Raw genomic sequence first — 26,314 nt, 5'->3', positions numbered from 1 at the left:
AAATCCGTAGCAACACAGTGGAAGTGAGTGTCGGTCGGATATGGGTCTCGAGGAAAAACTGCCCAGTGGCTTTCTGCTGAGCACGGTGGAGGATTTCGCCGGATACCTGCGCAAGGGTTCGCTGTGGCCCGCCACCTTCGGTCTGGCCTGCTGCGCGATCGAGATGATGGCCACGGGCGCGGGTCGATTCGATCTGGCGCGCTTCGGTATGGAGGCGTTCCGCGCCTCGCCGCGCCAGGCGGATCTGATGATCGTGGCCGGACGGGTCAGCCAGAAGATGGCCCCGGTGCTGCGCCAGATCTACGACCAGATGACCGAGCCCAAATGGGTGCTGGCCATGGGTGTTTGTGCCTCCTCGGGCGGCATGTTCAACAACTACGCGATCGTCCAGGGCGTGGACCACATCGTCCCGGTGGATATCTACCTGCCCGGCTGCCCGCCGCGCCCGGAGATGCTGCTGCACGCGATCCTGACGTTGCACGCCAAGATCCAGGAGATGCCGCTCGGGGTCAATCGCGAGCAGGCCGTGCGGGCCGCCGAGGCCGCCGCCCTAGCCGCGACGCCGACCATTCGCATGGAGGGTCTGCTGCGATGACCTCCCACGATGAGACGGATAACCAGAAGCCGCAGGCCGATTCGCACGGCCTCGGAACGAACACCCCGGCGGGGGAAGACACCGCGGCGCAGGGGGCCGAGGTGATAGGCGTGCGCCGGGGCATGTTCGGTGTGAGCGGATCGGGCGACACTTCCGGCTACGGCAGGTTGGTCGCACCGGTCAGCCTGCCGGGCGGCACACCGCCGCCCTACGGCGACTATTTCGACGATGTGGTCGCCCTCTTGCGAAACGCCCTGTCCGAGCGCGGGATTCACCTGGAGGACGCGCTGGAGAAGGTGGTGGTCTTCCGGGGCGAACTCACCCTGCACGTGCGCCGCGAGCAGTTGCCCGCCGTGGCGCGCACCCTGCGCGACGAGGCCGCGCTGCGCTTCGAACTGTGTCTGGGCGTCAGCGGCCTGCACTACCCGGAGGAGACGGACCGCGAATTGCACGCGGTGTATCCGCTCATGTCCATCACGCACAATCGGCGGCTGCGGCTCGAGGTGTCGGTGCCCGACGCCGATCCGCACCTTCCCTCGCTGTACGAGGTGTACCCCACCACGGACTGGCACGAGCGCGAGACCTACGACTTCTTCGGTCTCCGCTTCGACGGCCACCCCTCGCTGACCCGCATCACCATGCCCGACGACTGGCGCGGACATCCCCAGCGCAAGGACTACCCGCTCGGCGGTATCCCGGTCGAGTACAAGGGCGCGCGCATCCCGCCGCCCGACGAGCGCAGGGCCTATAGCTGATGAGTGGGCGTCATATGCGGCCCGCGCGCGAAACCCGCGCGCGGCCACCGGGTTTCGATCGGAAGGTGTAGCAGATGAATGACACCGACACCCGCCCGGACGCGACGGGCGAACGCAGCGCCCCGCCTCCGGAGCCCACCGTGGTCACCGTGGTCGGCCAGGACTGGGACGAGGTCGCCGCGGCCCTCGGCGAGGCGCGCGAGGAGCGCATCGTCGTCAATATGGGTCCGCAGCATCCGTCCACGCACGGCGTGCTGCGGCTCATCCTGGAGATCGAGGGCGAGACCGTCACCGAGGCCCGCTGCGGTATCGGCTACCTGCACACCGGGATCGAGAAGAATCTCGAATTCCGCAACTGGACCCAGGGCGTCACCTTCGTCACCCGCATGGACTACCTCGCGCCGTTCTTCAACGAGACGGCCTACTGCCTCGGGGTGGAGAAGCTGCTCGATATCACCGAGGCGATTCCCGAGCGCGCCACCATCATTCGGGTGCTGCTGATGGAGCTCAACCGGATCTCCTCGCATCTGGTGTGCCTGGCCACCGGCGGGATGGAGTTGGGCGCGATCACCCCGATGCTGTTCGGTTTCCGCGAGCGCGAACTCATCCTCGATGTCTTCGAGGTCATCACCGGCCTGCGGATGAATCACGCCTTCATCCGCCCCGGTGGCCTGATTCAGGATCTGCCCGCCGACGGTGTCACGAAAGTCCGTGAGCTGCTGGACATTCTGCCCAAGCGGCTGCGCGATCTCGAGAAGCTGCTCACCTACAATCCGATCTGGAAGGCCCGCACCCAGGATGTCGGCTACCTGGATCTGACCGGATGCATGGCCCTCGGCATCACCGGTCCGGTGCTGCGCGCCACCGGCCTCCCGCACGACCTGCGCAAGAGCCAACCCTATTGCGGTTACGAACAATACGAGTTCGACATCCCCACCACCACCGGCTGCGATGCCTATGGCCGCTACGTCATCCGGGTGGAGGAGATGAAGGAGTCGCTCAAGATCGTCGAGCAGTGCCTGGACAGGTTGCGTCCCGGCCCGGTCATGGTGGACGACAAGAAGATCGCCTGGCCCGCCGATCTGCAACTCGGCCCCGACGGTCTGGGCAATTCGCCCGCCCACATCGGTCGCATCATGGGCAAGTCGATGGAGGGGTTGATCCACCACTTCAAACTGGTCACCGAGGGCATCCGGGTGCCCGCGGGCCAGGTGTACGTGGCGGTGGAGTCCCCGCGCGGGGAGCTGGGCGTGCACATGGTCAGCGATGGCGGCACCCGCCCGTATCGGGTGCACTACCGCGACCCTTCGTTCACGAATCTGCAAGCGGTGGCGGCCATGTGCGAGGGCGGCATGGTCGCCGATGTCATCGCCTCGGTCGCCAGTATCGATCCGCTGATGGGCGGTGTCGACCGATGAGCGAGGAGCCGATGAGCACCCCGATCCTGCTGACATTGAGTGCCAGGCCCGAACCGTATCCGCCGTTCGTGCGCGAGCGGCTCGAACTCGACGCCAAACAGATCATCGCCCGCTATCCGCAGCCGCGTTCGGCACTGCTGCCGCTGCTGCATCTGGTGCAGGCGGAGGAGGGGTGCGTCACCGGCACCGGGATCGAATTCTGCGCCGAGCAACTGGATCTGACGGGCGCGGAGGTCACCGCCGTGGCTACCTTCTATTCCATGTACCGGCGCGAACCCACCGGCGACTACCACGTCGGGGTGTGCACCAATACGCTGTGCGCGGTCATGGGCGGGGACGCCATCATGGCCGCGCTGCAACGGCATCTGGGTGTGCGACACGGCGAGACCACACCCGACGGTGCGATCACCCTGGAGCACATCGAGTGCAACGCGGCCTGCGACTACGCACCGGTCATCATGGTGAACTGGGAGTTCTTCGACAACCAGACCCCGGAATCGGCACTGGCCCTGGCGGATTCGCTGCGCGCGGGCGAACAGGTCGCCCCGACGCGCGGTGCGCCGCTGTGCACCTTCAAACAGACCGCCCGCATCCTGGCCGGATTCCCGGACGAGCGTCCCGGCGTGCTGGAGGGCGCGCCGGGTGAGCCCACCGTGATCGGCCTGCGCATCGCCAAGGAGCGCGGGATGACGGCCCCCGACCCGGAGGACGCATGACGACGACGCTCACCCCGGTGCTCAGCGCGCACTGGGACGACCAGGATTCCTGGACCCTCGCGGGCTATCGGCGCCGCGCGGGCTATGAGGCGCTGGCGCGGGCGCTTCGGATGGAGCCGGATCAGGTCATCCAAACGGTGAAGGACGCGGGCCTGCGCGGCCGCGGCGGCGCGGGTTTCCCCACGGGGATGAAGTGGAGCTTCATCCCGCAGGGTCCCGGCCCCGACGGCGTGACCAAACCGCACTACCTGGTGGTCAATGCCGACGAGTCGGAACCCGGCACCTGCAAGGACATTCCGCTCATGCTGGCCACCCCGCACACCCTGATCGAGGGGGTGATCATCGCCGCCTACGCCATTCGCGCCGCGCACGCGTTCATCTATGTGCGCGGCGAGGTGGTGCCGGTGCTGCGCAGGCTGCAAGCCGCCGTCGCCGAGGCGTACGCCGCCGGATATCTGGGTAGCGACATCCTCGGCTCCGGCTACGACCTGGAACTGGTGGTGCACGCGGGGGCGGGCGCTTACATCTGCGGTGAGGAGACGGCGCTGCTCGATTCGCTGGAGGGCCGCAGGGGGCAGCCGCGACTGCGGCCGCCGTTTCCGGCGGTAGCGGGTCTGTACGCCTGCCCGACCGTGGTCAACAATGTGGAGTCGATCGCCAGCGTGCCCGCCATCATTCGCAATGGCATCGGCTGGTTCCGGTCCATGGGCAGTGCGAAATCGCCCGGTTTCACGCTGTATTCGCTGTCCGGCCATGTGGCGCGGCCGGGTCAGTACGAGGCCCCGCTCGGCATCACCCTGCGGGAGCTGCTGGAGTTGGCGGGCGGGGTGCGGCGCGGCCACGAGGTGAAGTTCTGGACGCCCGGCGGATCGTCCACCCCGCTGTTCACCGCCGAACACCTCGATGTCCCGCTCGACTACGAGGGTGTCTCCGCCGCCGGATCCATGTTGGGCACCAAGGCTTTGCAGATCTTCGACGACACCACCTGCGTGGTGCGCGCGGTCCTGCGCTGGACGGAGTTCTACGCCCACGAATCCTGCGGCAAATGCACCCCGTGCCGGGAGGGCACCTACTGGTTGGTCCAGTTGCTGCGGCGGTTGGAGGCCGGGCACGGCACCGAGGCGGATCTGGACAAGCTGCTCGACATCAGCGACACCATCAACGGAAAGTCGTTCTGCGCCTTGGGGGATGGCGCGGCCAGCCCGATCTTCTCCTCGCTGGAGCACTTCCGCGCGGAGTATCTGGATCATCTGCGGCTCGGCGACTGTCCGTTCGACCCCGCGCGCTCGACCGCGTGGGCCGAGGCAGGAGAGGCGCGATGACCGCGACAGTCGATGCCGATACCAGCGGGCTGGTTCCCGCCGACCTGGTGAGCGTCACCATCGACGACACCACCGTGCACGTCCCGGCGGGCACGCTGATCATCCGCGCCGCCGAACTGGTCGGGATCCAGGTCCCCCGCTTCTGCGATCATCCGCTGCTCGATCCGGTCGGCGCGTGCCGCCAGTGCCTGGTCGAGGTGGCGGGGCAGCGCAAACCGGTGGCCTCCTGCACCATGACCGTCACCGAGGGCATGGTGGTGCGCACCCAGGTGAGCTCCCCCGCCGCCGACAAGGCGCAGGAGGGGGTGATGGAGCTGCTGCTGATCAACCACCCGCTCGACTGCCCGGTCTGCGACAAGGGCGGTGAATGCCCGCTGCAGAACCAGGCCATCTCCAGCGGCCGCGCCGAATCCCGCTTCGAGGGCGTGAAACGCACCTATCCCAAACCGATTCCGCTGTCGAGCGCGGTCCTGCTGGATCGGGAACGCTGCGTGCTGTGCGCGCGGTGCACCCGCTTCTCCCAGCAGGTGGCGGGCGACCCGTTCATCGAACTGCTGGAACGCGGTGCGCTGCAGCAGGTCGGCACCGCGCAGGCCGAGCCGCTGGACTCCTACTTCTCCGGCAACACCGTGCAGATCTGCCCGGTGGGCGCGCTGACCGGCACCAGCTACCGCTTCCGTGCCCGCCCGTTCGACCTGGTCTCCAGCCCGAATGTGTGTGAGCACTGCGCGGCCGGTTGCGCCCAGCGCACCGATCATCGGCGCGGAAAGGTGCTGCGCCGCCTGGCCGGTGACGATCCGCGGGTCAACGAGGAATGGAACTGCGACAAGGGCCGCTGGGCCTTCGCCTACGCCACCGAGCCCGACCGCCTCACCACACCCTTGGTGCGCGGCTGGGACGGCACCCTCGCCCCCGCCTCCTGGTCCGAGGCGCTGGCGCGGGCCGCCGAGGGGCTGGCCGCCGCCTTCGGCAACGCGGGTGTGCTGGTGGGCGGGCGCGGCACCGAGGAGGATGCCTACGCCTACGCCAAATTCGCGCGAATCGCACTGGGCACCAACGATATCGACTTCCGGAATCGCGCGCATTCGGCCGAGGAGGCCGAATTCCTGGCCGCCGCCGTCGCGGGTCGCCCCGCCCGGGTGACCTACGAGTCGGTCGAGGGTGCGCCGGGCGTGCTGCTGGTCGGGCTCGAACCGGAGGAGGAGTGCCCGATCCTCTACCTGCGGCTGCGGAAAGCGGCGCGCAAACGTGGCTTGGCGGTGTCGTCCGTCGCGGCGTTCGCCTCGCGCGGACTCGAGCGCATGTCCGGCACGCTGCTGCAGGCCGCGCCGGGCGCGGAGGCGCGGACGATGGACGCGTTGCGGGTCGGCGAATTCCTCGACGCGGCAGCGCCTTCCGCGTTCGAGGCCGCGGCGCGCATGCTGCGCGAGCCGGGCGCGGTCATTCTGGTGGGCGAGCGACTGGCCTGCGCACCCGGCGCGCTGTCGGCGGCCCTGCGGCTGGCCGAAGCCACCGGCGCCGCCCTGGCGTGGGTGCCGCGCCGGGCGGGTGAGCGCGGCGCGGTCGAGGCGGGGGCCATGCCAGGGCTGCTGCCCGGCGGTCGTCCGGTCGCCGATCCCCGTGCGCGCCAACAGGTTCGCTCGGTGTGGAATGTGCCGGACCTCCCGATGCACGCGGGGCGCGACACCGCCGCCATCCTGGCGGCCGCGCCGACGCTGGGCGCGCTGGTCATCGGTGGTGTGGATCCGGCCGACCTGCCCGATCCGGCGGCGGCGCTGGCCGCCGTCGACGCGGCCCGCTTCGTCGTCAGCCTCGAACAGCGCCATAGCGCCGTCACCGAGCGCGCCGATGTGGTCTTCCCGGTGGCCACGGCCATGGAGAAGTCCGGCACCTTCCGCACCTGGGAGGGCAGGCCCCGCCCGTTCGATGCCGCGTTGGCCGATGCCACCGTGCGCCGCACCGCCGCGCCGCTGTCGGATCAGCGGGTGCTGCATGCCATCGCGCAGGAGATGAAGGTCGGTCTCGGCCTGCCCGATACCGCCAGTGCCCGTGCCGAACTCGACCAACTCGGCGCCTGGGACGGCCCCGCGGCAGCCACGCCCGATCATCTGCCCGGTCCGCAGGCCGCCCCGGAGGCGGGCGCCGCGATCCTGGCGGGCTGGCGCATGCTGCTCGACCTGGGCCGCATGCAGGACGGCGAACCGAATCTCGCGGGTATCGCCCGCAGGCCGGTGGTGCGCCTGTCCCCGGCCACCGCGGCGGAAATCGGTGCGGCGCCCAACGATCCGGTCACCGTCGCCACCGAACGCGGCGCGATCACGCTGCCGCTGCTCATCACCGACCTGCCCGACCGGGTGGTCTGGCTGCCGCTGAACTCGCCGGGCTCGGCGGTCGGCGAGCACCTGGCCGTCCAGCCCGGCGGCCTGGTGCGCCTGCACCGCGCCGACGAGAGGAACAAGGAGCACCGCCATGAGTGAGCTCTTCGGTCACGACCCGCTGTGGCTGGTCATCGCCAAATCGCTGGCCGTCTTCGTGTTCCTGCTGCTCACCCCGCTGGTGGCGGTGGTGGCCGAGCGAAAGATCGTGGCGCGCATGCAGATGCGCATCGGCCCCAACCGGGTCGGCCCGTACGGCTCGCTGCAGAGCCTCGCCGACGGGGTGAAGATGGCGCTCAAGGAGGACATCGTCCCCGCCATCGTCGACAAGCCGATCTACATTCTGGCCCCGATCATTTCGGTGATTCCGGCATTCATGGCCTTCGCGGTCATCCCGTTCGGGCCGGAGGTGTCGGTCTTCGGGCAGCGCACCATGCTGCAGCTCACCGATCTGCCGGTGGCCGTGCTCTACATCCTGGCCATCACCTCGGTGGGTGTGTACGGGATCGTGCTGGCCGGGTGGGCATCGGGTTCGACCTATCCGCTGCTGGGCGGCTTGCGTTCCACCGCGCAGGTCATCTCCTATGAGATCGCGATGGCGCTGTGCTTCGCGGCGGTATTCCTGCACGCGGGCACCATGGCCACCTCGGGAATCGTGAACGCCCAGAACGGCACCTGGTTCGTCTTCCTGCTGCTGCCCTCCTTCGCCATCTACTGCGTCTCGATGGTCGGCGAGACCAACCGGGCGCCGTTCGACCTGCCCGAGGCCGAGGGCGAACTGGTCGGCGGTTTCCACACCGAGTACTCCTCGCTCAAGTTCGCCATGTTCATGCTGGCGGAATACGTGAATATGGCGACGGTCTCGGCGCTGGCGACCACGCTGTTCCTCGGCGGCTGGCACGCGCCGTTCCCGCTCAACCTGTGGGCGGGCGCGAATTCGGGCTGGTGGCCGGTGCTCTGGTTCACCGCCAAGGTGTGGACGTTCCTGTTCGTGTTCATCTGGCTGCGCGGCACCCTGCCCCGGCTGCGCTACGACCAGTTCATGAATCTCGGTTGGAAGCTGCTGATTCCGACCTCGCTGCTGTGGGTCATGCTGGTGGCCGCGGCGCGGGTCGTCGAGGCCGAGGGCTACCACCATGTGGAGACACCGGCGCTGGTCGCGGGCGGACTGCTCATCACCGGTGCCATGGTGGGGATGTTCCTCCGTGCCGGCCGTCATCCGGGCCTCCCACCGCTGCCCGAGGAACCGGTCGCGGATTCGACCGTGTTCCTGGGATTCCCGACGCCACCGCTGCCCGCCCGGCCGGAGCACGAGATGGCCGGCCCCGGCCTGCTCGACCCGCTGGCGGGTTTCGCGGTCACGGCGGCCACCATGTTCAAGAAGCCCAATACCGAGTTCTATCCGGAGCAGAAGGTGCCGACGGCGCCGCGCTATCACGGCCGCCACCAACTCAATCGGCATCCCGACGGGTTGGAGAAGTGCATCGGCTGCGAACTGTGCGCGTGGGCCTGCCCGGCCGACGCCATCTTCGTCGAGGGCGCGGACAACACCGAGGCCGAACGGTTCTCACCGGGCGAGCGCTACGGGCGGGTCTACCAGATCAACTATCTGCGCTGCATCGGCTGCGGCCTGTGCATCGAAGCCTGCCCCACCCGCGCGTTGACGATGACCAACGAATACGAACTCGCCGACGACAACCGCGCCGACCTCATCTACGAGAAGGACCGGCTGCTCGCCCCGCTCGCACCGGGTATGCAGGCCCCACCCCACGCCATGCAGCCCGGAACCACCGAGGCGGACTACTACCTCGGCATGGTCGGCCCCGACCAGAGCGAGCAAGCCGGACTGGAAGGAGCCGCGCGATGAACGCCCTACTGGCCGCCGCACCACTCACCGCCACCTCGACCGGCGAATCGGTGCTGTTCTGGGTGCTGGCGCCGCTGGCGGTGCTCGGCGCGCTCGGCATGATAGCCGCGACCAAGGCGGTGCATTCGGCGCTGTGCCTGGCCGCGACCATGATCGCGCTGGCCGTGTTCTACATCGCCCAGGACGCGCTGTTCCTCGGCGTGGTGCAGATCGTCGTCTACACCGGCGCGGTCATGATGCTGTTCCTGTTCGTCCTCATGCTCGTCGGCGTCGATTCGGCCGAATCGCTGCGGGAGACGCTGCGCGGGCAGCGGGTCGCCGCCGCCGCGGTCGGGGTCGGCTTCGGGCTGCTGTTGATCAGCGGGATCGGCAACGGCATCGCGCACTCGAACATCCGCTACCCGGCAACGGGTTTCGGTGATCGCGACGTGATCGGCGCACTGGCCGAACTGATCTTCGTGCGCTACGTGTGGGCCTTCGAACTCACCGGGGCGCTGCTCATCACCGCCACCATCGGGGCCATGGTGCTCGCCCACCGCGAACATCTCGGCCCGCGACTGGGCCAGCGGGAACTGTCGCGGCAACGCTTCCGCACCGCCGCGGGCCGACCCACCCCGCTGCCCACCCCCGGCGTGTACGCCAGGCACAACGCGGTCGACATCCCCGCCCGCCTGCCCGACGGATCATTCGAGCAACTCTCGGTCAGCACCATCCTGCGGCATCGCCGCACCAGGGCGCTCACCGAGGCGGCGGTCATCTCCGTCGGCCGCGCGCCCAGCGCGCCCACCCACGACAGCGATGAGGAAGGCTCCCGGTGAACCCCCAGAATTACCTGTTCCTGTCGGCCCTGCTGTTCACCATCGGCGCGGCCGGAGTGCTGTTGCGGCGCAACGCGATCGTCGTGTTCATGTGCATCGAGCTGATGCTCAACGCGGTGAACCTGGCCTTCGTCACCTTCGCCCGACTGCACGCCAACCTGGACGGACAGGTGTACGCCTTCTTCACCATGGTGGTCGCGGCGGCGGAGGTCGTCGTCGGACTGGCCATCATCATGACCATCTTCCGCGCCCGCCGCTCGACCTCGGTCGACGACGCCAACCTGCTGCGGTTCTGAGATGGAAACCGCATCGCTGTGGCTGCTGCCCGCCCTGCCGCTGGCCGGGGCCGTGATCCTGCTGCTGACAGGACGTTTCGCCGACGCGTGGGGCCACTTCCTCGGCTGCCTGACCGCGCTGGCCGCCTTCGGCGTCGCCGCCTGGTCCTTCTTCGCCATGCTCGGCCGCGCCGACGCCGCGCGCGCCATCTCCACCGACCTGTTCCACTGGGTGCCGGTGGGCGGGCTGCGGGTGGACTTCGCGCTCCAATTGGACCAGCTGTCCATGTGTTTCGCGCTGTTGATCACGGGTGTCGGCTCGCTGATCCACATCTACTCCATCGGCTACATGAGCCACGACCCGGCGCGGCGGCGCTTCTTCGCCTACCTCAACCTGTTCCTGGCCGCCATGCTGCTGCTGGTCCTGGCCAACAACTATCTGGTGCTCTACCTCGGTTGGGAAGGTGTCGGCCTGGCCTCCTACCTGCTCATCGGGTTCTGGTTCCACAAGCCGAGCGCCGCCACCGCCGCCAAGAAGGCGTTCGTGGTCAACCGGGTCGGCGATATGGGTCTGGCCATCGCCATGATGGTCATGTTCGCGACCTTCGGCTCCGTCGACTTCCACGGCGTCTTCGGGGCGACACCGCAGGCGAGCGAAGGTGTGCTCACCGCGATCGGTTTGCTGCTGCTGCTCGCGGCCTGCGGCAAATCGGCGCAGGTGCCGCTGCAATCCTGGCTCGGCGACGCCATGGAGGGTCCCACCCCGGTGTCGGCGCTCATCCACGCGGCCACCATGGTCACCGCGGGCGTCTACCTGATCGCGCGCTCCAACCCGATCTTCGATCTCGCGCCGGGCGCGCGGCTCGGAGTGCTGCTGGTGGGCGCGGTGACGCTGCTGTTCGGCGCGATCGTCGGCTGCGCCAAGGACGACATCAAGAAGGCGTTGGCCGCCTCCACCATGAGCCAGATCGGCTACATGATCCTGGCCGCCGGACTCGGCCCCGCAGGCTACGCGGTGGCCATCATGCACCTGCTCACCCACGGCTTCTTCAAGGCGGGCCTGTTCCTCGGCGCGGGTTCGGTCATGCACGCCATGGGCGAGGAGACGGATATGCGCCGCTACGGCGGATTGCGGAAACTGCTGCCGATCACCTACGTCACCTTCGGGCTCGGCTACCTGGCGATCATCGGGGTGCCGCCGTTCGCCGGATTCTTCTCCAAGGACAAGATCATCGAGGCCGCGTTCGGCGCGGGCGGATTCAATGGCATCGCCCTCGGACTCGCGGCACTGCTCGGCGCGGCGCTCACCGCCTTCTACATGACCAGGGTCATGCTGCTCACCTTCTTCGGCGAGAAGCGTTGGCGCGAGGGCACAGATCCGCACGAGTCGCCCGCGGTGATGACGGGTCCGATGATCCTGCTCGCGGTCGGGTCGGTGGCCTCGGGCGCGCTGTTCGTGTGGGGCTCCGCACTGCAGAACTGGCTGGAACCGGTGGTCGGCGCACATCACGGCGCCGAGGCGGTGCCCGCCGGTGTGGTCACCGCACTGGCCCTGGTGGCCGTGGCGATCGGCGTGGCGAGCGCCTACTGGCAGTACGCGCAGCGCGAAATCCCGGACACCGCACCGCAGGTCGTCTCCGCGCTCACCGTCGCCGCCCGCAACGACCTCTACGGCGACGCGATCAACGAGGCCGCCTTCATGCGACCGGGCCGCGAGGTCACCCGCTCGCTGGTCTTGCTCGACACCCGAGGGATCGACGGCATCGTCAATGGCACCGCCGCCCTCATCGGCGGACTCTCCGCACGGGTCCGGCGGGTGCAGTCGGGCTTCGTGCGGACCTACGCCCTGTCCATGTTCACCGGCGCGGCCCTGCTGGCCGCTGCCCTGCTGGCGGTGAGGATCTGGTGACTGCATATCCCTGGCTGACCACACTGTGGCTCGCGCCCGTCCTCGGCGCGGCGGTGGTGCTCGCACTGCCCGCGCGCCGCCGCACCACGGCCCGCGTCCTGGGCCTCGGCGTCGCCGTGGCGGTGCTCGCGTTCGCGGTGGTGCTCGCGGTGCGCTTCGACCCGGGCGGCGCGCCCTACCAGTTCGTCGAATCCCACACCTGGATACCGGCTTTCGGCGCGGGCTACACCCTGGGGCTGGACGGGATCGCGCTGGTGCTGGTGCTGCTCACCGTCGCGCTGGTGCCGCTGCTCATCCTGGCGGGCTGGCACGACGACCGGGAGATCAGCGGCGCGGCGCCCGAGGGGCGGGTGGTGCACACCTATGTCGCACTGACCCTGCTGGTCGAGGCGATGGTCCTGATCTCCTTCGTCGCGTTGGACATCCTGCTGTTCTACGTGTTCTTCGAGGCCATGCTGGTCCCGATGTACTTCCTCATCGGCGGATTCGGCGCGGGCAGGCAGCGCGGGCAGCGGTCGCGGGCTGCGGTGAAATTCCTGCTCTACAACCTGTTCGGCGGATTGATCATGCTGGCGGCGGTGATCGGGATCTATGTGATCACCGTGCGCGACGGGATCGGCGGGGCGAGTGGCAGTTTCGACTTCCGCACCGTGGTCGCGGCCGCCAACTCCGGGCACCTGGGCGCGACGCCCGGCGTGCTCAACGCCCTGTTCCTCGGATTCATGTTCGCCTTCGCGGTGAAGGCCCCGCTGTGGCCGCTGCACACCTGGCTGCCCGACGCGGCCGTCGCGGCCACCCCGTCGAGCGCGGTGCTGATGATGGCGGTGGTGGACAAGGTCGGCACCTTCGGCATGCTGCGCTACTGCCTGATGCTGTTCCCGGACGCGTCGAAAACCTATGCCCCGCTGGTGGTCACGCTCGCCTTGGTCGGCATCGTCTACGGCGCGATCCTGGCCATCGGGCAGACCGATGTGATGCGGCTGATCGCCTACACCTCGATCTCCCACTTCGGCTTCATCATCCTCGGCATCTTCGCCATGACCAGTCAGGGGCAGGCGGGCGCGACGCTGTACATGGTCAACCACGGGATCTCCACCGCGGCACTGTTCCTGGTGGCCGGATTCCTGGTCTCGCGCCGAGGCACCAGGCTCATCGCCGATTTCGGCGGCGTGCAGAAGGTCGCACCGGTCATGGCGGGCGCGTTCTTCATCGCCGGTCTGGCCACCCTGTCGCTGCCGGGGCTCGCGCCGTTCGTCAGCGAATTCCTGGTGCTCGTCGGCACCTTCACCCGCTACGGCCTCGCGGCGGTGATCGCGACCAGTGCGCTCGTGCTGGCGGCGCTATACGTGCTGTGGATGTACCAGCGGATGATGACCGGCCCGGTCAAGGAGGGCAATGAGCGCCTCTACGACCTGGTTCCGCGCGAATTGGCCGTGGTCGCGCCGCTCATCGTCGCACTGCTGTTCCTCGGTGTGTATCCGAAACCGGTGCTGGACTTCGTGAATCCGGCTGTCGCGCACACCCTCACCACCATCGGAGAGCACGATCCGGCGCCGGGCACACCGGCGCGGGTCGATGCGGGAGGTGCCACCAAATGAGCGCAGCGGTTCTCGCGGCCACCGTGCCCGCGCCGAGTATCGAGTACGGATTGCTCTCCCCGATGCTGATCGTCTTCGGCACCGGTGTGGTGGCGGTGCTGGTGGAGGCGTTCGCGCCCCGGCGGCCGCGCTACGGAATCCAGGTGTCGCTGAGCGTCGCGGGCTTGGTGGCGGCGCTGGTCGCGGTGATCGCGCTGGCGGGCACCTCCGCAACGGCCATGGGCGGCGCGGTCGCCGTCGACGGGGTGACGCTGTTCCTGCAGGGCGTGATCCTGGTGGTGTCGGTGCTCGCGGTCTTCTTCCTCGCCGAGCGGCGCGCGGACCGCGTGCCCGTGCCGCGCTCGGGTCCCGGCACCTGGAGCCTGGCCGCCGCGCGCGGGGTGGACGCCTTCACCCCGCAGGCCTCGGCGGTGCCGGGCAGCGCCGACGAGATCGCCGCCGTGCGAGCGGGTTTGGCGACCACCGAGGTCTTCCCGCTCACGCTGCTCGCCATCGGCGGACTGCTGCTGTTCCCGGCGTCCAACGACCTGCTGACCATGTTCGTGGCGTTGGAAGTGCTGTCGCTGCCGCTGTATCTGCTGTGCGGGCTGGCCCGCCGCAAGCGGCTGCTGTCGCAGGAGTCGGCGCTGAAATACTTTCTGCTCGGCGCCTTCTCCTCCGCCTTCTTCCTCTACGGCGTCGCCCTGCTCTACGGGCAGGCCGCCACGGTCCGGCTGGGCGGGATCTCCGAATCCATCGAAAAGCTTCCGGAGAACACCACTTTGGCGCTGCTCGGGCTCGGCATGCTCGCGGTGGGGCTGCTGTTCAAGATCGGCGCGGTGCCGTTCCAGTCGTGGGTGCCCGATGTGTATCAGGGCGCGCCCACCTCGGTCACCGGATTCATGGCGGCGGCCACCAAGATCGCGGCCGTCGGCGCGATGCTGCGGGTCCTCCAGGTGGCCGCGCCGGGTCTGCGCCAGGATTGGCGGCCGGTGCTCGCGGCGGTCGCCATCGCGACGATGGTGGGCGGCGCGGTCATGGCCATCACCCAGACCGATGTCAAGCGGATGCTGGCCTACTCCTCCATCGCGCATGCCGGATTCCTGTTCACCGGCTTGGTGGCGGGCAATACGAAAGGTGTCGCGGCAGTCCTGTTCTATCTACTCGCCTACGGGCTGGGCACCCTGGGCGCATTCGCGGTGGTCACCCTGGTGCGCGACGCCTCGGGCGAGGAGGCGACGGCGCTGTCGCAGTGGGCCGGGCTTGGACGCCGCTCCCCCTGGCTGGCAACGGTTTTCGCGCTGTTCCTGCTCTCCTTCGCCGGACTGCCGCTGACGAGCGGATTCGTCAGCAAGTTCGCGGTATTCGCGGCGGCCTCGGCGGGCGGGGCGGTGCCGCTGGTCATCGTCGGCGTGATCAGCAGCGCCGTGGCCGCCTTCTTCTACATTCGGGTGATCGTGCTGATGTTCTTCACCGATCCGCCCGCCGACGCGCCGACGGTGGTATCGCCGATCATGACGGGCACCTTGGTCGCGGTTACCGCCGCGGCGACCCTGGTGCTCGGCGTCTTCCCGCAGCCGCTGCTCGATTTGGCCACCAGGGCGGCGACTTTCGCGCACTGAACAGGATCTTTCGCCGCCGTGCCCGGACATCCGGGCACGGCGGCGCTGTGTTCTCGCGGTTGGGAAATCCTGGTACGGCACCGTTCTTAGAATTCCGAATCGGAACGGCTGACCAATTACGGTGCCGCCGGCCAGGTTTGCACAACCGCGAGGAGTTGGCCGATGAGCGCCTATATTCCGCCGTCCCCACCGGTCGATATGGTGATGAGCGCGTCCTGGCAGCCGATCATGACCTTCATCCAGGTGATACCCGTCGTCATCGCGCTGTGGCTGGGTGTGCGCCGCTGGCTGCCCAAGGATTTGCCGCTGCTCGCCGCGATATTCGTCGGTGGCGCGCTGACCTGCCTGATCGAGCCGATCACCGACCGCGGATCCTTCGTGTGGTTCGCCACGAAGGGCATGTGGGTCATGTTCACCACCTTCGACCGACCCATGCCCTGGTTCATCCTTCCCTGCTACCTGTGGTTCATCGGCGGACAGGTCGCCTACCTGATCTACCGGATCCGCATCGGCGTCACCCGCGGCCAATTGTGGCGGCTCTACGGCATATTCATCGGCCTCAACCTGGCGATGGAACTGCCCGCCATCGCCGCGGGCATCTACGCCTACTACGGGCCGCAGCCGTTCGAGATCGCCGGACTGCCCCTGTGGTTCCAGGCCATCAACTCGGTGACCTCGCTGCTGGCCGCCGCCGTCGTCAGCTACATGTGGCCTCGGCTGCGCGGCTGGCGCAAGCTCGTCACCCCGCTGATCCTGCCGTGCAGCCATGCCATCACCAATGCCGCGGCAGGGTGGCCGGTGCAGACCTCGCTCAATACCACCGACAATATGTTGGTGGTCAATCTGACCGGGCTGCTCACCATCGGTATCGCCGTCGGGTTGGCGGCGCTGGCCATCGCATTCCTGGTGCGGCAGTCGGAGATCGCCGCGCAACGCGATGACGCCGCTTCGACCGCAGATGTTGTGCCACCCGTCCTCGACAGCGCCGTCACGGAATCCGATTCGCCCGCGACCCCTTCCGCTCCGGCGGCCGCTGCCACCTGAACGGGCGACCCACCCGGTGTGATCTCGCGAACAGCGAAATTGCTACCGCCACAGGGCGTTTCGGAATCACTGTATCGAAATATGTTGCGCTGACGCCCCTTTCGATCCTGCGTTGCTGAATTGTAACCTGGCCGAATGCTAACGAATTGCGCGATATGGCCGACTATTGGGGCATGACTCTGAACAGAGACCTCGCTGATCGGTCGGGTGCGCAGGAGATCATCGCGGCGGGCGGTGCGGACGGTCCGTTCGGGCCGCCACCGAACCCGCCCTTCCGTGAACCGGTCAAAACCTCCTACGCCTGGGGGTTCCCGGTGGTGACCCGATCCGGGTTGGGCGTCGATGAATCCCAGATGACCTGGGGCGCACCGGAATTCTCACCCGCGCAGCTGATCACCGTGCACCACACGTTCATTCCGAACGGCACCGAGTACCCCGACTATCGCGACGCGGTCCGCGAAATCTACCGCTACCACACGCTTCCGGCCCCGGTCGGGCAGGGCTGGGGCGATATCGGCTACCACCTGGTGATCGACCCCAATGGCGTGATCTACGCGGGCCGCAGCACCGGCACCGCCGACAAGCCCGTCGACGACTCGCCCATCTTCGAACCGGGATCCACGCTGAAGCCCGGTGCCCGAATCGTCACCGCCGGACATGTATATCGCGCGAACACCGGCAATATCGGCATCTGCGTGATCGGCGATTTCACCAACCATCTGCCCAGCAAGGCCGCCCTGCACAGCCTCGACATCGTCCTGGCCCGGTTGTGCTCCGGATTGAAACTGGACCCATCCTCCCAGGTCAACTACGTCAACCCGGACAACGGCGTCACCGCGACCATGCCCGCGATCAGCGGTCACCGCGATTGGTCGGCGATCGCGGGGCCCACCGAATGCCCCGGAAACCGCCTGCACGAGGCCCTGCCCCTGCTGCGCAAGCTGTCGGATCTCGGCTGAGTCGGCGTACTCGGGTGCGGGGGCGAGCGATCCCCTGCACCCGCTTGTCCTGTCGCCGGACCGCCATATAACCCAAGTGGCGCAACACCTTCTGTCCTATGCTGTGAATGTTCCGATGCCGCCGAATGGGGTCTGCGGCACGGACTCTGGCAGGTACACGAGGGTATGTCATGGCAGACGAGCTATCGGCGAACTTCACCGATATGCAGGTATCCGCGCGTCAGTTGGCCGATTGGCACGGCGACAGTACACAGGTCTTCGAAGCGGGTCATGCCGAGATCTCTTCGGCCGCATCGGGATGGGTGGGCAATTCACAGGCCGCCCTGCACACCGCGCTGGCGAAGATGCGCGGTTCGGCGTCGCGGTTGACCGGCCGCCTCGATGATCACTCGGCGGATATCGCCGCGGGAAGTGGGGAATACCACGACGTCGATCACGGTTCCGGCGAGAACATCACGCGATCCGGTCGAACCCATCTGAAGATATGATCACCATCTCCGATATCGATCGCTGGAATGTCGCCGATATCGAGAAGGTCTTCCAGGTGTGCGCCGATCACGCCGACCACTGCGATCAGCGCGCCACCGATCTGGGTAGCCTGGAAACCTTCCAGACCTGGGATGGTCAGGCGGCCGATGCGGCGAAGAGTGCGATCGGCAAGACCCGCAAGGACTTCGACGATCACGGCAACCACGTCTCGGCCGTCGCCGCGGCGGCCAAGACCGCCGCCGATGAGGTGGCCACCATCAAAACGAAACTCGGCGGCCTACGGGACCAGGCGGCCAAGGGTGGTCTCGGCATCGGCGACGACGGCCAGGTCACGCGAACTGTTCAGGGTCCCTACACGCAGGACAGGCTCAACCAGATCGAGGCGCGGCGGTCGGTGCTGCAACTCGAGGTCAACCAACTGCTGATCAACGCGGAGAAGATCGATCACGATCTCGCCACCGCGATCAAAGGCGCCGACGGCGAAATCAACCCCGATGACCTGAACAAACAGAATCATCCGCCGGTGTGGGCGGCGTTGTACGGTATGGGATCGCTGGGGCTGCCCGAGTATCCGGATCACTCGCTGACCGACGAGGAGGCCCGAAACTGGTATGTGGAGGCGGAGAAGCGAATCGCGGCGCTGAAGGACACGATCCTCAACGATCCGAATCTGACGATGGACGAGAAGGCCAGGATGGTCTTCGAAATGCGCAACGAAGTCCGGTCCAAGGCAAGGGATTTGATGGCCAACCGCACCGGGGCGGCCGCGCTGAACCAGAGCGATCCGAACTGGGAGTACGAGGATCTGATCCGGGACAAGATGAATCGCAAGGGACTCACCCGCGAACAGGCCGTCCAGGACCTCTTCGATTCCTCGACGAAGAGTCGCACCAGTGTCAACCAGTCGCTGGGGGTGGATCCGGAGAATCCGAAATTGCCCGATCCGAACGAGGTCAGGAGCAGACCCGGTGTCAGCGAGTCCGTGGCGTCCGAGGGCGGGAACTTCGGTTCCAAGGCATTGAAATTCGCTGGGCGAGCGGCAATTCCGCTCGCCGCCGGATTCGTGGCCTGGGACAACTACGAGCAGGTCCAAGCCGGAAACAAATCCGTGCCGCAAGCTGTCGTCGGTGGAGTCGGCACGGTCGGCGGCATGATAGCCGGCGCGGAGTACGGTGGGGCGGCCGGAGCGTTCGCCGGCCCGGTCGGCGTGGTGGTCGGCGGCGTGGTCGGTGGCACCGTCGGCGCGTTCGTGGGCGGCTCGTTGGGCGATTGGATCGGCGGGTGGTTCGATTGAGCGATCGCGCCCCGACCATCTACGCGGCCCTGTCCGATCTCGCGGACAGTGTGTACCGGGTGACCGACTCCGCGACACTGCCGGGCCGGGTATCCCTCGATCTCGATGCGGACACCTGGGTCGAACTCGACGCCCGACAGGCGGGTTATCTGCACGTGTTCGCCAGGAAACCCGAACGGCCGCAACCGGGTTTCGGCACCAATATCGTCGTCGTCTGCACCAGGGTCATCCTGGATGCCGAGCTCGGCGCTGTCCTGGACCACGCGTTCACCGAATCGCGGCGACTGCCCACCTGGCGCGAGGAGCGGGCCACCAGAATGCCTGCGGCGAACCGGCATTCGGGCTGGACCTTCCAGTCGGGCACCTACTCGGACAATGCTCGCACGCTCTACACCGCGACCAGATACGCGGTGTATCAGCGTGGGAATGTCGGGTATCTGCTCCAGGTGACCGGTACGGCCGCCGACGCACCACGTTACGGTACCTTGCTGGACAGAGTTGTGTACCACGCGACGCTCGAGGACTGAGAGGTACCGATGGTCAAGCGTTCCGATACCGTGGCCGATCTGGAGCAGGCGCTCGCCGCGACGGTCGTCTTCCGTGAGGATCCGGACGAGAAGTTCTGGATGATCGGCGAAACCCCCACTCAGACATTGCATGTCCGACTCGGCAACTTCCCGGACGAGGAGTTGTGGTCGCTGTACCTCGGCAATGATCGGTGGATGGATTTCACGACGCCGCCCGCGGGTTGGACGCTGGATATCAGCGAGGCGGGGTGGCCCGATACCGCGCGCGACCGCCTGCCGAAGGGTGAATTCCACTAGCGGGAAGCGACTTTCGCTCGGCCTGCGCCGCGAGAGTCGACTACTCGTGTCGACTCAGGAAGGTCGGGATGTCCTTCGCGGTCGGATAGTTGGGCAGTGGTGCGGGTTCGTCGTCGAGGAATGCGGTGATCACGGTCGCCGCGCGATCGTTGTTGTCGTCGAGGCCGTTCCAGATATTCCACCTCGCCATCGACGGCCTGCTGACCAGGGCGGCCCGCCGGTAGTGTCGGTTCACCGCGCCTTCAACTGCCGTGCCACCTCGAGGTGGTGCGGCACCAGAGGTCGTCCGTCCTGGATCTCCCAGAGGGAGTTCTGCAATACCCGTCCCAGGGTCCATGCCTTGGCTCGCTGCCGATCGAGTTGCAGGATCTCGGTCATCGCGTCGAAGCGCCAGAGCACGTCGTCGGGGTCGAATCTGTTGTCGATGGCCGGAAGAAGATCGAATCCGGGATCACCGGCGAGTGGTTTCGGGTCGATGGCGAGCCAGGGTTCGCGGTCGCCCGCCACGACGTTCTCGAAGTGCAGGTCCCAATGCAGTAGTCGCGCACCGGGTTCGGCGATGACTTCGCCGACCGCGCCGCCGCAGTGGTCGAGCAGTGCGCGCTCGTCCGGGTCGTCGATCGCGGCGAGCGCCGCGGGGAGATCGGTCAGCATCCGCGCGGCGATATCACCGAGGCGGCGCATTCCCGTGGGTGCGGGGACGGCGGTCAGTCGGGCGAGGAGTTCGGCGATGACGAGCACCGCCTGCCGCGTTTGCGCGCCCCCCTGATCGCATATCGTCGACAGCATCCGGCGCGGGTCGAGGCGTTCGAGCAGCAGCGTCCCGGTCCGGTCGTCGTAATCGAGCAGGCGCGCGGCGCCGTGACCGGCCCACAGTCGCAGCGCCTCCGGTTCTCCTTCGGTCTCCTCGTCCAGGATCTGGAACTTGATCGCGGCGGGCCTGCCGTCGGGCCGAACCACCGGCAGCACGAGCGCGGCCATACCGTGCATCGAGGGACCGTCGACCCGCAGTTCCCACCGCCGCAGCAGTTCGTCCACCAGTGCGGGCAGTGCCGCGATGAAAGCGCGACCGACCGAACCCGCGTAGGTGTACTGCGACTCGATCAATCCCGCGGGTATCTCAATGTCGACCACGCCGGTAGATGCTAGCTACGCACCGAAATTCGGGCACGGGCTTTTTCGCGACGACTGTCGCCGCAGCGACATTTCGGTGCATCCTTGTCGAACTACGTTGTGCTGGAACACCTCTCGAATTGCCGACGCCGGACCCTTCACATCGCGGCCAGCTCCTCGAGTACGTTCAGGGCGAGGTCGGCTATCGCCTGGTCGGGCTCGTTGTCCAGGAATTCCTCCAACAACGTCGCATAGGCGGGCCACGGCTCGTACGTGATCGCCCACACCGCGCTCTGCCGGACGTCCGCCGCGCCGCTGCGCAGTGCCCGGCGCAGGGTTCCGAAGAATTCCTCATCGAATTCCACCGGCGCTCCCATCCCCAGGCGCAGCACCGATTCGGCGTAGGTCGCCGGATCCGCTTCGGGGTCGACGTCGCCGATGAGCTCGGCGAGTCGCCAGGTGTTCAGCTTCTGTTCCGCGAGCTCCACGGTGGCGCTCAGGACCTTCTCATCCGAACCGGTGATCATCACATAGGGGAACCCGGAGAGTAGATCCTCGACGTAGGTGAGGGCGATGGCCGGGCCGACGTACCAAGCGACCTGGCGTGGCGTCCACTCCTGCCGGTCCGCGGGGATGTCGGCGCGCAGCGGCCAGCCGAGCAGTGCGGCCAGTTCCGCCACGGCGGATTCGTCGACGCCGTCCCGCAGGACCAGCCGTCGGCTCCGGTCGGTCATTTCGGCGCCCGGATCGCGTTGATCGCCGCCTCGATCTGATCATCCGGGGTCGCTTCGCCCGCGCGCGGAGTGGCCGAAAGCTGCTCTGCCGTAAGAAAACTCCACTCCATGCGTCCGACCCTAGCGAACCGTCGGTGGTGGGAGGCGCCGCACTTCGGCGATTCGTCGAACCCGCGAGACGCAGGTCAGCATCGGGAGGGTGAACTCGCCATGCGCGGTCTCGGCGCGGCTCGTGAGGAAGGCGCGGATGCGGCCCAGCGTGGCCTGCTGCTGCGGTTCCGGCATGACGAGCATTCCCGCCCGCGTGGCGAGCGTGGCGACGAGGGAGTCGGCAGTGCGCTGCTGCCCGTGCGGGAACTGGGCCTGCTCGAGCGAGTCGAATTGGGCCGCACCGGATTCGGGCCGATAGATGTCGGCCGTCTCCGCGCGCCAACTGGCGGGGGTATCGCGCGGCCCGATGACCGCGCTGCCACCGATTCTCGCGAGATCGACGACCCAGTCGACTCGATCGTCCACGACATTCCACAGTCCGGCGAGGACACCCGCGGGTGCGAGGACTCGGGCGATCTCCGGTCCGGCGCGGTTCATATCGAACCAGTGCATGGCATTGCCCGCCACCACGGCATCGACCGACCCGTCCGGCAACGGGATCTCCTCGGCACTCCCCCGCAGCGCGCGAACATCCGGCAGTGCGCGGCGCAGTTCGGTCAGCATCTCCGAATCGGGTTCGACCGCAACGACTTCCGCGCCCGACGCGCACAGCGTGGCCGTCAGCTTGCCGGTGCCCGCCCCGAGGTCGAGAACTCGCGGTCCGGGTGCGTGTTCGAGCGCCCACCGCACCGCCAACTCTGCGTAGTCCGGACGGTGTTCGGCGTATACGGCCGCCGCGGTGCCGAATGATGAACCGAGCCGGTTCTTCTCGTCCATTTGCTCACCGCTGTCCATGTCGAGCCGCGCCTTTCGGTCAGTCGGCTATGTCCAAGACCGCCTTGCCCGCGATACTCCGGTCCAGCAGCGCCTTCGTCGCGACGGCGATCTGCTCCAGGGAACCGCGCCAGCCCACCTCCGGCGAAAGCCTACCGGCGGCAACGAATTCCAGCAGAGTTGCCAGGTCGGGACCGACCGCGCGGACGTCGCCGAAGGTACTGATCGTCTTGGACGGCCCGAGGGAGAACAGTGAGTGCGCAGCGAACACCGCGGGCTCGTCGGATGCCCAGCCGATGGACTGCACATCGCCGCCCGGCGCGAGAAGTTGCCAGGCGGCGGTCAATTGCGACCCGCCGACGGTATCGAGGATGAGATCGACAGGCCGATCGATATCTTCCAGGCCGACCATCACTTGGTGCGCACCCAATTCCGCCAATCCCGCCTTGCGGGGCGCCGATCCCACCGAGGCGATGACATGGGCGCCGCCCAGGGCCGCCAACTGGATCGCGTACCGCCCGACGCCGCCTGCCGCACCCGTGATCAATACCCGCCGCCCCAGGATGTCGCGGGAACGCAGCGTGCGCAGCGCGCTGATTCCTGCCATGGGCAGGGCCGCCGCGTCGGCGAGGTCGACTCCGGCCGGGACCTCGGCCACCGAGAAGGTGTCCACGGCCATGCGCTGCGCCCACGCACCTGCGCCGAATGCGGCGACCTTGGTTCCGGCGGCGGGTCCGCTGCCGTCCGCCGCCGCGCGCAGGACGACACCCGAGGCGTCGTAGCCGTGCACGGTTCCGGCCGGACGGAGACCCGCGAAGGCCACTTCGCCCCGGTTGAGCGAGATATGTCGTACGTCGAGCAGCAACTGATCGGGTGCCGGATCCGGTTCGGCGACCATCCCGAGTCGCAGCGAACCGGGCGCATCGGGATCGACAATGAGCGCGCGCATTTCCATCGGTGACTTCCTCCGTAGATTTATCCGGACTGATAGTCCGGATAGCGGATGCTAGCATATCCGGACCAACAGTCCGCCTCTATGGGAGTGTCGACTTGACCGAACAGCGCGCCGACGCGATCCGCAACCGTCGCGCGGTCCTGGACGCGGCCGAACAGCTACTGGCCGAAGGCGGCGGGGAGCATGTATCGCTCGATCGTGTCGCCGCCCGCGCCGGCGTCGGCAAAGGCACCGTATTCCGCCGCTTCGGCAATCGCGCCGGACTCCTCCAGGCGCTCTTGGCGGAAAGGTCGCGCGAGTTGCGCGAAGCGATCACGAATGGCCCGCCACCCCTCGGGGCGGGCGCGCCCGCTCGGGAAAGACTCAGCGCCTTCCTCGAGCGATTGGGTGCCATCGCCGAAGGCAATGCGGTACTGCTCTCCGCACACGACCAAGCCTGCGCCGAGGACAAATACCGCGACCCCAGCTACCAGGCCTGGCACCGCCACCTCCGCGCCCTATTCGCCGACGAACGCCCTGATCTCGACGCCGACTTCCTCGCGCACGCCATCCTGGCCGTCTTCGATGGCGACCTGATCCGCCACACGACCTCCCCCGAAGACCCCCGACATTTCACCCGTTCCGTTCAGCGAATGGCCACCGCACTGCTAGAGCGGGCACCGAACTGAACCTCACCCACGGGATCCGGCCCGCGCGATCGCCTCGATCAACTGTTTGCGGGCACGGGCGGGGACGAAGCCGCCCTCCGTGTAGTTCTTGACGAAGGTCTCCACGAACTCCACCGGATCCGCGCCGACTATCTGGCGGATCGGAGTCCCGTCGGCCGCGGCCTGTTCGAACAGGTCGACCAGGTCCTCGTATTTCGCTACCTCGCGGTCGGTGTCGATCGGCACGAAGTGCATGGTGTATCGCTCGATCGCCTCGACTGCCTCGCGATAGTTCGACGGAAGCCGTTCCACCCGCGCCTTGTACTTGCGCCACCGCAGTTTGGGGCCGACCACCTTGGCGATGAAGCCGCCGTTTCCCGCATCCGACATGGTTATCTGCCTCCTTCGTGGAGCTGTTCGAGCCGGTCTGTGAGGAAGCTCCACGTCCTCCAGAATTCTTCGAGATATTCCTGCCCTCGCGTGTTGAGGGAGTACACCTTGCGCGGTGGTCCCTTCTCCGACGGGACTTTCCGCACATCGACCAGGCCGCGCTGTTCGATCCGGACCAGGAGCGCGTAGACGGTGCCCTCGGCGATATCGGCGAAACCCTGATCGCGCAGCCACGTCGTGATCTCGTAACCGTGTGCGGGACTGCGCGACAGGATCGCGATGACGATGCCCTCCAACGTTCCCTTGAGCATCTCGGTCATCTGCTTGCTCATGGAACGCACCCCTTCGGGCTACTCGGCGACGCTGACTACTAGTACATAGTAACGCTGAATACCGGTACTTAGCAACACCGAATAGTCCGGTCAGTCCATCGGATTGGCTGCCAACCAGTCGAGCACCTGCTGGGCGTGCGTATTCGGCGGGAAGATCGGATAGAAGACATGCTCGATCCGACCGTCCCGCACCACGAGGGTGATCCGGGTGTACAAACGCGGATGGCCCGCGGCGGCGAAGGTCGGCAGGTGCAATGCCGCACCGAGCGCGAAATTCTCGTCGGAGAGCATCCGAAACGGAAGATTGAGGCGCGCGACGAATTCGGCTTGATACTCGACATCCTGACCGGACAGTCCCCACACCTCCCGCGCACCCGCGGCCCGCAGCTGTGCGTAGTGGTCGCGGAAATCGCATGCCTCGGTGGTGCATCCGCGCGCACCGGGAATCGCGTCCCACCCTTCGGGGATATCGACGCCGGGCCTGCCGGTGAGCGGATACAGGTAGAGAATGGTGCGCCCCTGCGGCAGCTCCCGCAGCCGAACCTGCCCGCCGGTGGTCGGCAAGACGAGATCCGGAATCGGCAGGCCCGGAAGATGATCCGCCGCGCCGTCATCGACGGGTATCGGCAGACCGGCGGGCAGCGCCGTGAATTCGCTCATGATTGGTCTCTCCTTGTCGAAGGTGCGCGACGCGGCCCGCTCCAGCCGCGTCGCGAGGATCCGCCGCCGCAGCCTCAGCGCGTCGACCATCTCGTCGAGCACCGCGATGGCATCGCGATAGGCCACCAGCGAGGTCGGGCATTCGTCGCTGTGCCGATGACCGTCGCGCAGACATTCGACGAACGGCGCCGCCCGCGCCGGGGTGATACCCACCGCCGCCAGCGCGCGGATCTCCGCGACGATCCGCACATCATCGGCCGAATAGTCGCGATACCCATTGCTCAGCCGCGACGGCGCGATCAAGCCCAGGTGCTCGTAGTAGCGCACGGCCTTGGTCGACGCGCCCGTCCTGTGGGCCAACTCGGAAATCTGCATGCGGTCTCCTCGCTCCCGACCGTAAACCTTGCCCTCGGGGGCAAGGTCAAGCATGGACCGGGTGGCGGAGGTCGGATCAGCGGGATCTATAGGCAATGCCGCGCAGTTAAGTCTTGGCCGGTGTCGTCAAGCCTTGGTTGAGGACTTCGATGTGGATCGTGATGCGGTAGCTGTTGCGGTCGATGCCGACTTTGGCGGGGTGCTTGGAGATGGCGCGTTTGACGACGCGGGGGCAGGCGCGGGCCCGGCGGGCAGGTAGGGGCACGGCCAGGACAGCCCGGCCGATCTGTCCGGCGAGGTCGACGACGGTCCCGGCGATGATGCC

28 protein-coding genes are annotated in these 26,314 nt (G+C 67.5%); 19 read left to right on the top strand and 9 right to left on the bottom strand.

What is annotated here, in order from left to right; all coding sequences use genetic code 11:
- Window positions 1-40: 40 nt before the first annotated feature.
- From D5S18_RS05060 to D5S18_RS04975, 18 genes are all read left to right on the top strand, one after another.
- Window positions 41-595: a NuoB/complex I 20 kDa subunit family protein gene (locus D5S18_RS05060; protein WP_120038522.1), complete on the top strand. Its 555-nt coding sequence runs from the start codon at window positions 41-43 to the stop codon at window positions 593-595.
- Window positions 592-1,350 carry an NADH-quinone oxidoreductase subunit C gene (locus D5S18_RS05055; RefSeq protein WP_120038520.1) on the top strand — a complete coding sequence of 253 codons (759 nt, stop codon included), beginning with the start codon at window positions 592-594 and terminating at the stop codon, window positions 1,348-1,350. Before D5S18_RS05060 ends, D5S18_RS05055 begins: the two co-directional genes overlap by 4 nt.
- A 74-nt stretch (window positions 1,351-1,424) precedes the next feature.
- Window positions 1,425-2,768: an NADH-quinone oxidoreductase subunit D gene (locus D5S18_RS05050; protein ID WP_203236593.1), complete on the top strand. Its 1,344-nt coding sequence runs from the start codon at window positions 1,425-1,427 to the stop codon at window positions 2,766-2,768.
- Complete coding sequence (nuoE, locus tag D5S18_RS05045) at window positions 2,765-3,484, top strand: NADH-quinone oxidoreductase subunit NuoE (RefSeq protein WP_120038519.1); 720 nt, start codon at window positions 2,765-2,767, stop codon at window positions 3,482-3,484. Before D5S18_RS05050 ends, nuoE begins: the two co-directional genes overlap by 4 nt.
- A complete protein-coding gene (gene nuoF / locus D5S18_RS05040; protein ID WP_120038517.1) occupies window positions 3,481-4,806 on the top strand; it encodes an NADH-quinone oxidoreductase subunit NuoF in 1,326 nt (441 codons plus the stop codon). The genes nuoE and nuoF overlap by 4 nt, the downstream gene beginning before the upstream one ends.
- Complete coding sequence (locus tag D5S18_RS05035) at window positions 4,803-7,283, top strand: NADH-quinone oxidoreductase subunit G (RefSeq protein WP_120038515.1); 2,481 nt, start codon at window positions 4,803-4,805, stop codon at window positions 7,281-7,283. The genes nuoF and D5S18_RS05035 overlap by 4 nt, the downstream gene beginning before the upstream one ends.
- The gene (gene nuoH, locus D5S18_RS05030) at window positions 7,276-9,048 is read left to right on the top strand and encodes an NADH-quinone oxidoreductase subunit NuoH (protein ID WP_120038513.1); all 1,773 of its coding nucleotides are present in this window, start codon (window positions 7,276-7,278) and stop codon (window positions 9,046-9,048) included. The genes D5S18_RS05035 and nuoH overlap by 8 nt, the downstream gene beginning before the upstream one ends.
- A complete protein-coding gene (locus D5S18_RS05025) occupies window positions 9,045-9,866 on the top strand; it encodes an NADH-quinone oxidoreductase subunit J (protein ID WP_120038511.1) in 822 nt (273 codons plus the stop codon). Before nuoH ends, D5S18_RS05025 begins: the two co-directional genes overlap by 4 nt.
- Window positions 9,863-10,162 (top strand): NADH-quinone oxidoreductase subunit NuoK, encoded by a 300-nt coding sequence (gene nuoK, locus D5S18_RS05020; RefSeq protein ID WP_120038509.1) that lies wholly within the window; start codon window positions 9,863-9,865, stop codon window positions 10,160-10,162. Before D5S18_RS05025 ends, nuoK begins: the two co-directional genes overlap by 4 nt.
- Before the next feature lies 1 nt (window position 10,163).
- On the top strand, window positions 10,164-12,050 hold the full coding sequence (nuoL, locus tag D5S18_RS05015; RefSeq protein WP_120038507.1) for an NADH-quinone oxidoreductase subunit L: 1,887 nt from the start codon (window positions 10,164-10,166) through the stop codon (window positions 12,048-12,050).
- Window positions 12,047-13,648, top strand: a complete 1,602-nt coding sequence (locus D5S18_RS05010) for an NADH-quinone oxidoreductase subunit M (RefSeq protein ID WP_203236592.1) — start codon at window positions 12,047-12,049, stop codon at window positions 13,646-13,648. Before nuoL ends, D5S18_RS05010 begins: the two co-directional genes overlap by 4 nt.
- Window positions 13,645-15,249 carry an NADH-quinone oxidoreductase subunit NuoN gene (gene nuoN / locus D5S18_RS05005; protein ID WP_120038505.1) on the top strand — a complete coding sequence of 535 codons (1,605 nt, stop codon included), beginning with the start codon at window positions 13,645-13,647 and terminating at the stop codon, window positions 15,247-15,249. Before D5S18_RS05010 ends, nuoN begins: the two co-directional genes overlap by 4 nt.
- 162 nt (window positions 15,250-15,411) lie before the next feature.
- Window positions 15,412-16,293, top strand: coding sequence for a hypothetical protein (locus tag D5S18_RS05000; protein WP_120038503.1), 882 nt, complete (start codon window positions 15,412-15,414; stop codon window positions 16,291-16,293).
- Between the two features lie 173 nt (window positions 16,294-16,466).
- Window positions 16,467-17,252 (top strand): peptidoglycan recognition protein family protein, encoded by a 786-nt coding sequence (locus tag D5S18_RS04995; protein WP_239003549.1) that lies wholly within the window; start codon window positions 16,467-16,469, stop codon window positions 17,250-17,252.
- 170 nt (window positions 17,253-17,422) lie between these two features.
- Complete coding sequence (locus D5S18_RS04990; RefSeq protein ID WP_158607800.1) at window positions 17,423-17,740, top strand: WXG100 family type VII secretion target; 318 nt, start codon at window positions 17,423-17,425, stop codon at window positions 17,738-17,740.
- Window positions 17,737-19,035: an Rv0964c family protein gene (locus D5S18_RS04985; RefSeq protein ID WP_120038497.1), complete on the top strand. Its 1,299-nt coding sequence runs from the start codon at window positions 17,737-17,739 to the stop codon at window positions 19,033-19,035. Before D5S18_RS04990 ends, D5S18_RS04985 begins: the two co-directional genes overlap by 4 nt.
- Window positions 19,032-19,562, top strand: a complete 531-nt coding sequence (locus D5S18_RS04980) for an LpqN/LpqT family lipoprotein (RefSeq protein WP_158607799.1) — start codon at window positions 19,032-19,034, stop codon at window positions 19,560-19,562. The genes D5S18_RS04985 and D5S18_RS04980 overlap by 4 nt, the downstream gene beginning before the upstream one ends.
- A gap of 9 nt (window positions 19,563-19,571) precedes the next feature.
- Complete coding sequence (locus D5S18_RS04975) at window positions 19,572-19,859, top strand: hypothetical protein (RefSeq protein WP_120038495.1); 288 nt, start codon at window positions 19,572-19,574, stop codon at window positions 19,857-19,859.
- A gap of 40 nt (window positions 19,860-19,899) precedes the next feature.
- On the opposite strand, the gene D5S18_RS04970 is transcribed toward D5S18_RS04975, so the two are convergent.
- The 5 genes from D5S18_RS04970 to D5S18_RS04950 all read right to left on the bottom strand — a co-directional run bounded on the left by D5S18_RS04970 (window position 19,900) and on the right by D5S18_RS04950 (window position 23,585).
- Window positions 19,900-20,094, bottom strand: coding sequence for a hypothetical protein (locus tag D5S18_RS04970; protein WP_203236591.1), 195 nt, complete (start codon window positions 20,092-20,094; stop codon window positions 19,900-19,902).
- Window positions 20,091-20,993, bottom strand: coding sequence for an aminoglycoside phosphotransferase family protein (locus tag D5S18_RS04965; RefSeq protein WP_162500968.1), 903 nt, complete (start codon window positions 20,991-20,993; stop codon window positions 20,091-20,093). Before D5S18_RS04965 ends, D5S18_RS04970 begins: the two co-directional genes overlap by 4 nt.
- 137 nt (window positions 20,994-21,130) lie before the next feature.
- Window positions 21,131-21,706 (bottom strand): hypothetical protein, encoded by a 576-nt coding sequence (locus D5S18_RS04960; RefSeq protein WP_120038493.1) that lies wholly within the window; start codon window positions 21,704-21,706, stop codon window positions 21,131-21,133.
- A 120-nt stretch (window positions 21,707-21,826) separates the two neighbouring features.
- A complete protein-coding gene (locus D5S18_RS04955) occupies window positions 21,827-22,633 on the bottom strand; it encodes a class I SAM-dependent methyltransferase (RefSeq protein WP_120038491.1) in 807 nt (268 codons plus the stop codon).
- A gap of 37 nt (window positions 22,634-22,670) precedes the next feature.
- Window positions 22,671-23,585, bottom strand: coding sequence for a zinc-binding dehydrogenase (locus tag D5S18_RS04950; protein WP_239003548.1), 915 nt, complete (start codon window positions 23,583-23,585; stop codon window positions 22,671-22,673).
- 95 nt (window positions 23,586-23,680) lie between these two features.
- Between D5S18_RS04950 and D5S18_RS04945 the strand changes: the two genes are divergently transcribed.
- Window positions 23,681-24,253, top strand: coding sequence for a TetR/AcrR family transcriptional regulator (locus D5S18_RS04945; RefSeq protein ID WP_239003547.1), 573 nt, complete (start codon window positions 23,681-23,683; stop codon window positions 24,251-24,253).
- A gap of 3 nt (window positions 24,254-24,256) precedes the next feature.
- On the opposite strand, the gene D5S18_RS04940 is transcribed toward D5S18_RS04945, so the two are convergent.
- The 4 genes from D5S18_RS04940 to D5S18_RS34750 form a co-directional block, all read right to left on the bottom strand.
- Window positions 24,257-24,622, bottom strand: coding sequence for a DUF1048 domain-containing protein (locus D5S18_RS04940; protein ID WP_120038489.1), 366 nt, complete (start codon window positions 24,620-24,622; stop codon window positions 24,257-24,259).
- Window positions 24,623-24,624: 2 nt separating this feature from the next.
- Window positions 24,625-24,954: a PadR family transcriptional regulator gene (locus D5S18_RS04935; RefSeq protein WP_120038487.1), complete on the bottom strand. Its 330-nt coding sequence runs from the start codon at window positions 24,952-24,954 to the stop codon at window positions 24,625-24,627.
- Window positions 24,955-25,044: 90 nt separating this feature from the next.
- Window positions 25,045-25,989, bottom strand: a complete 945-nt coding sequence (locus D5S18_RS04930; RefSeq protein WP_120038485.1) for a MerR family transcriptional regulator — start codon at window positions 25,987-25,989, stop codon at window positions 25,045-25,047.
- 106 nt (window positions 25,990-26,095) lie between these two features.
- On the bottom strand, window positions 26,096-26,314 hold a 219-nt coding region (locus tag D5S18_RS34750; RefSeq protein ID WP_203236590.1), incomplete at its 5' end, for a hypothetical protein.

The organism is Nocardia panacis, from assembly GCF_003598715.1.
GTDB lineage: Bacteria > Actinomycetota > Actinomycetes > Mycobacteriales > Mycobacteriaceae > Nocardia > Nocardia panacis.
Note: the sequence above shows the minus strand (reverse complement) of the source record. Positions and strands in the feature narration are given on the sequence as shown.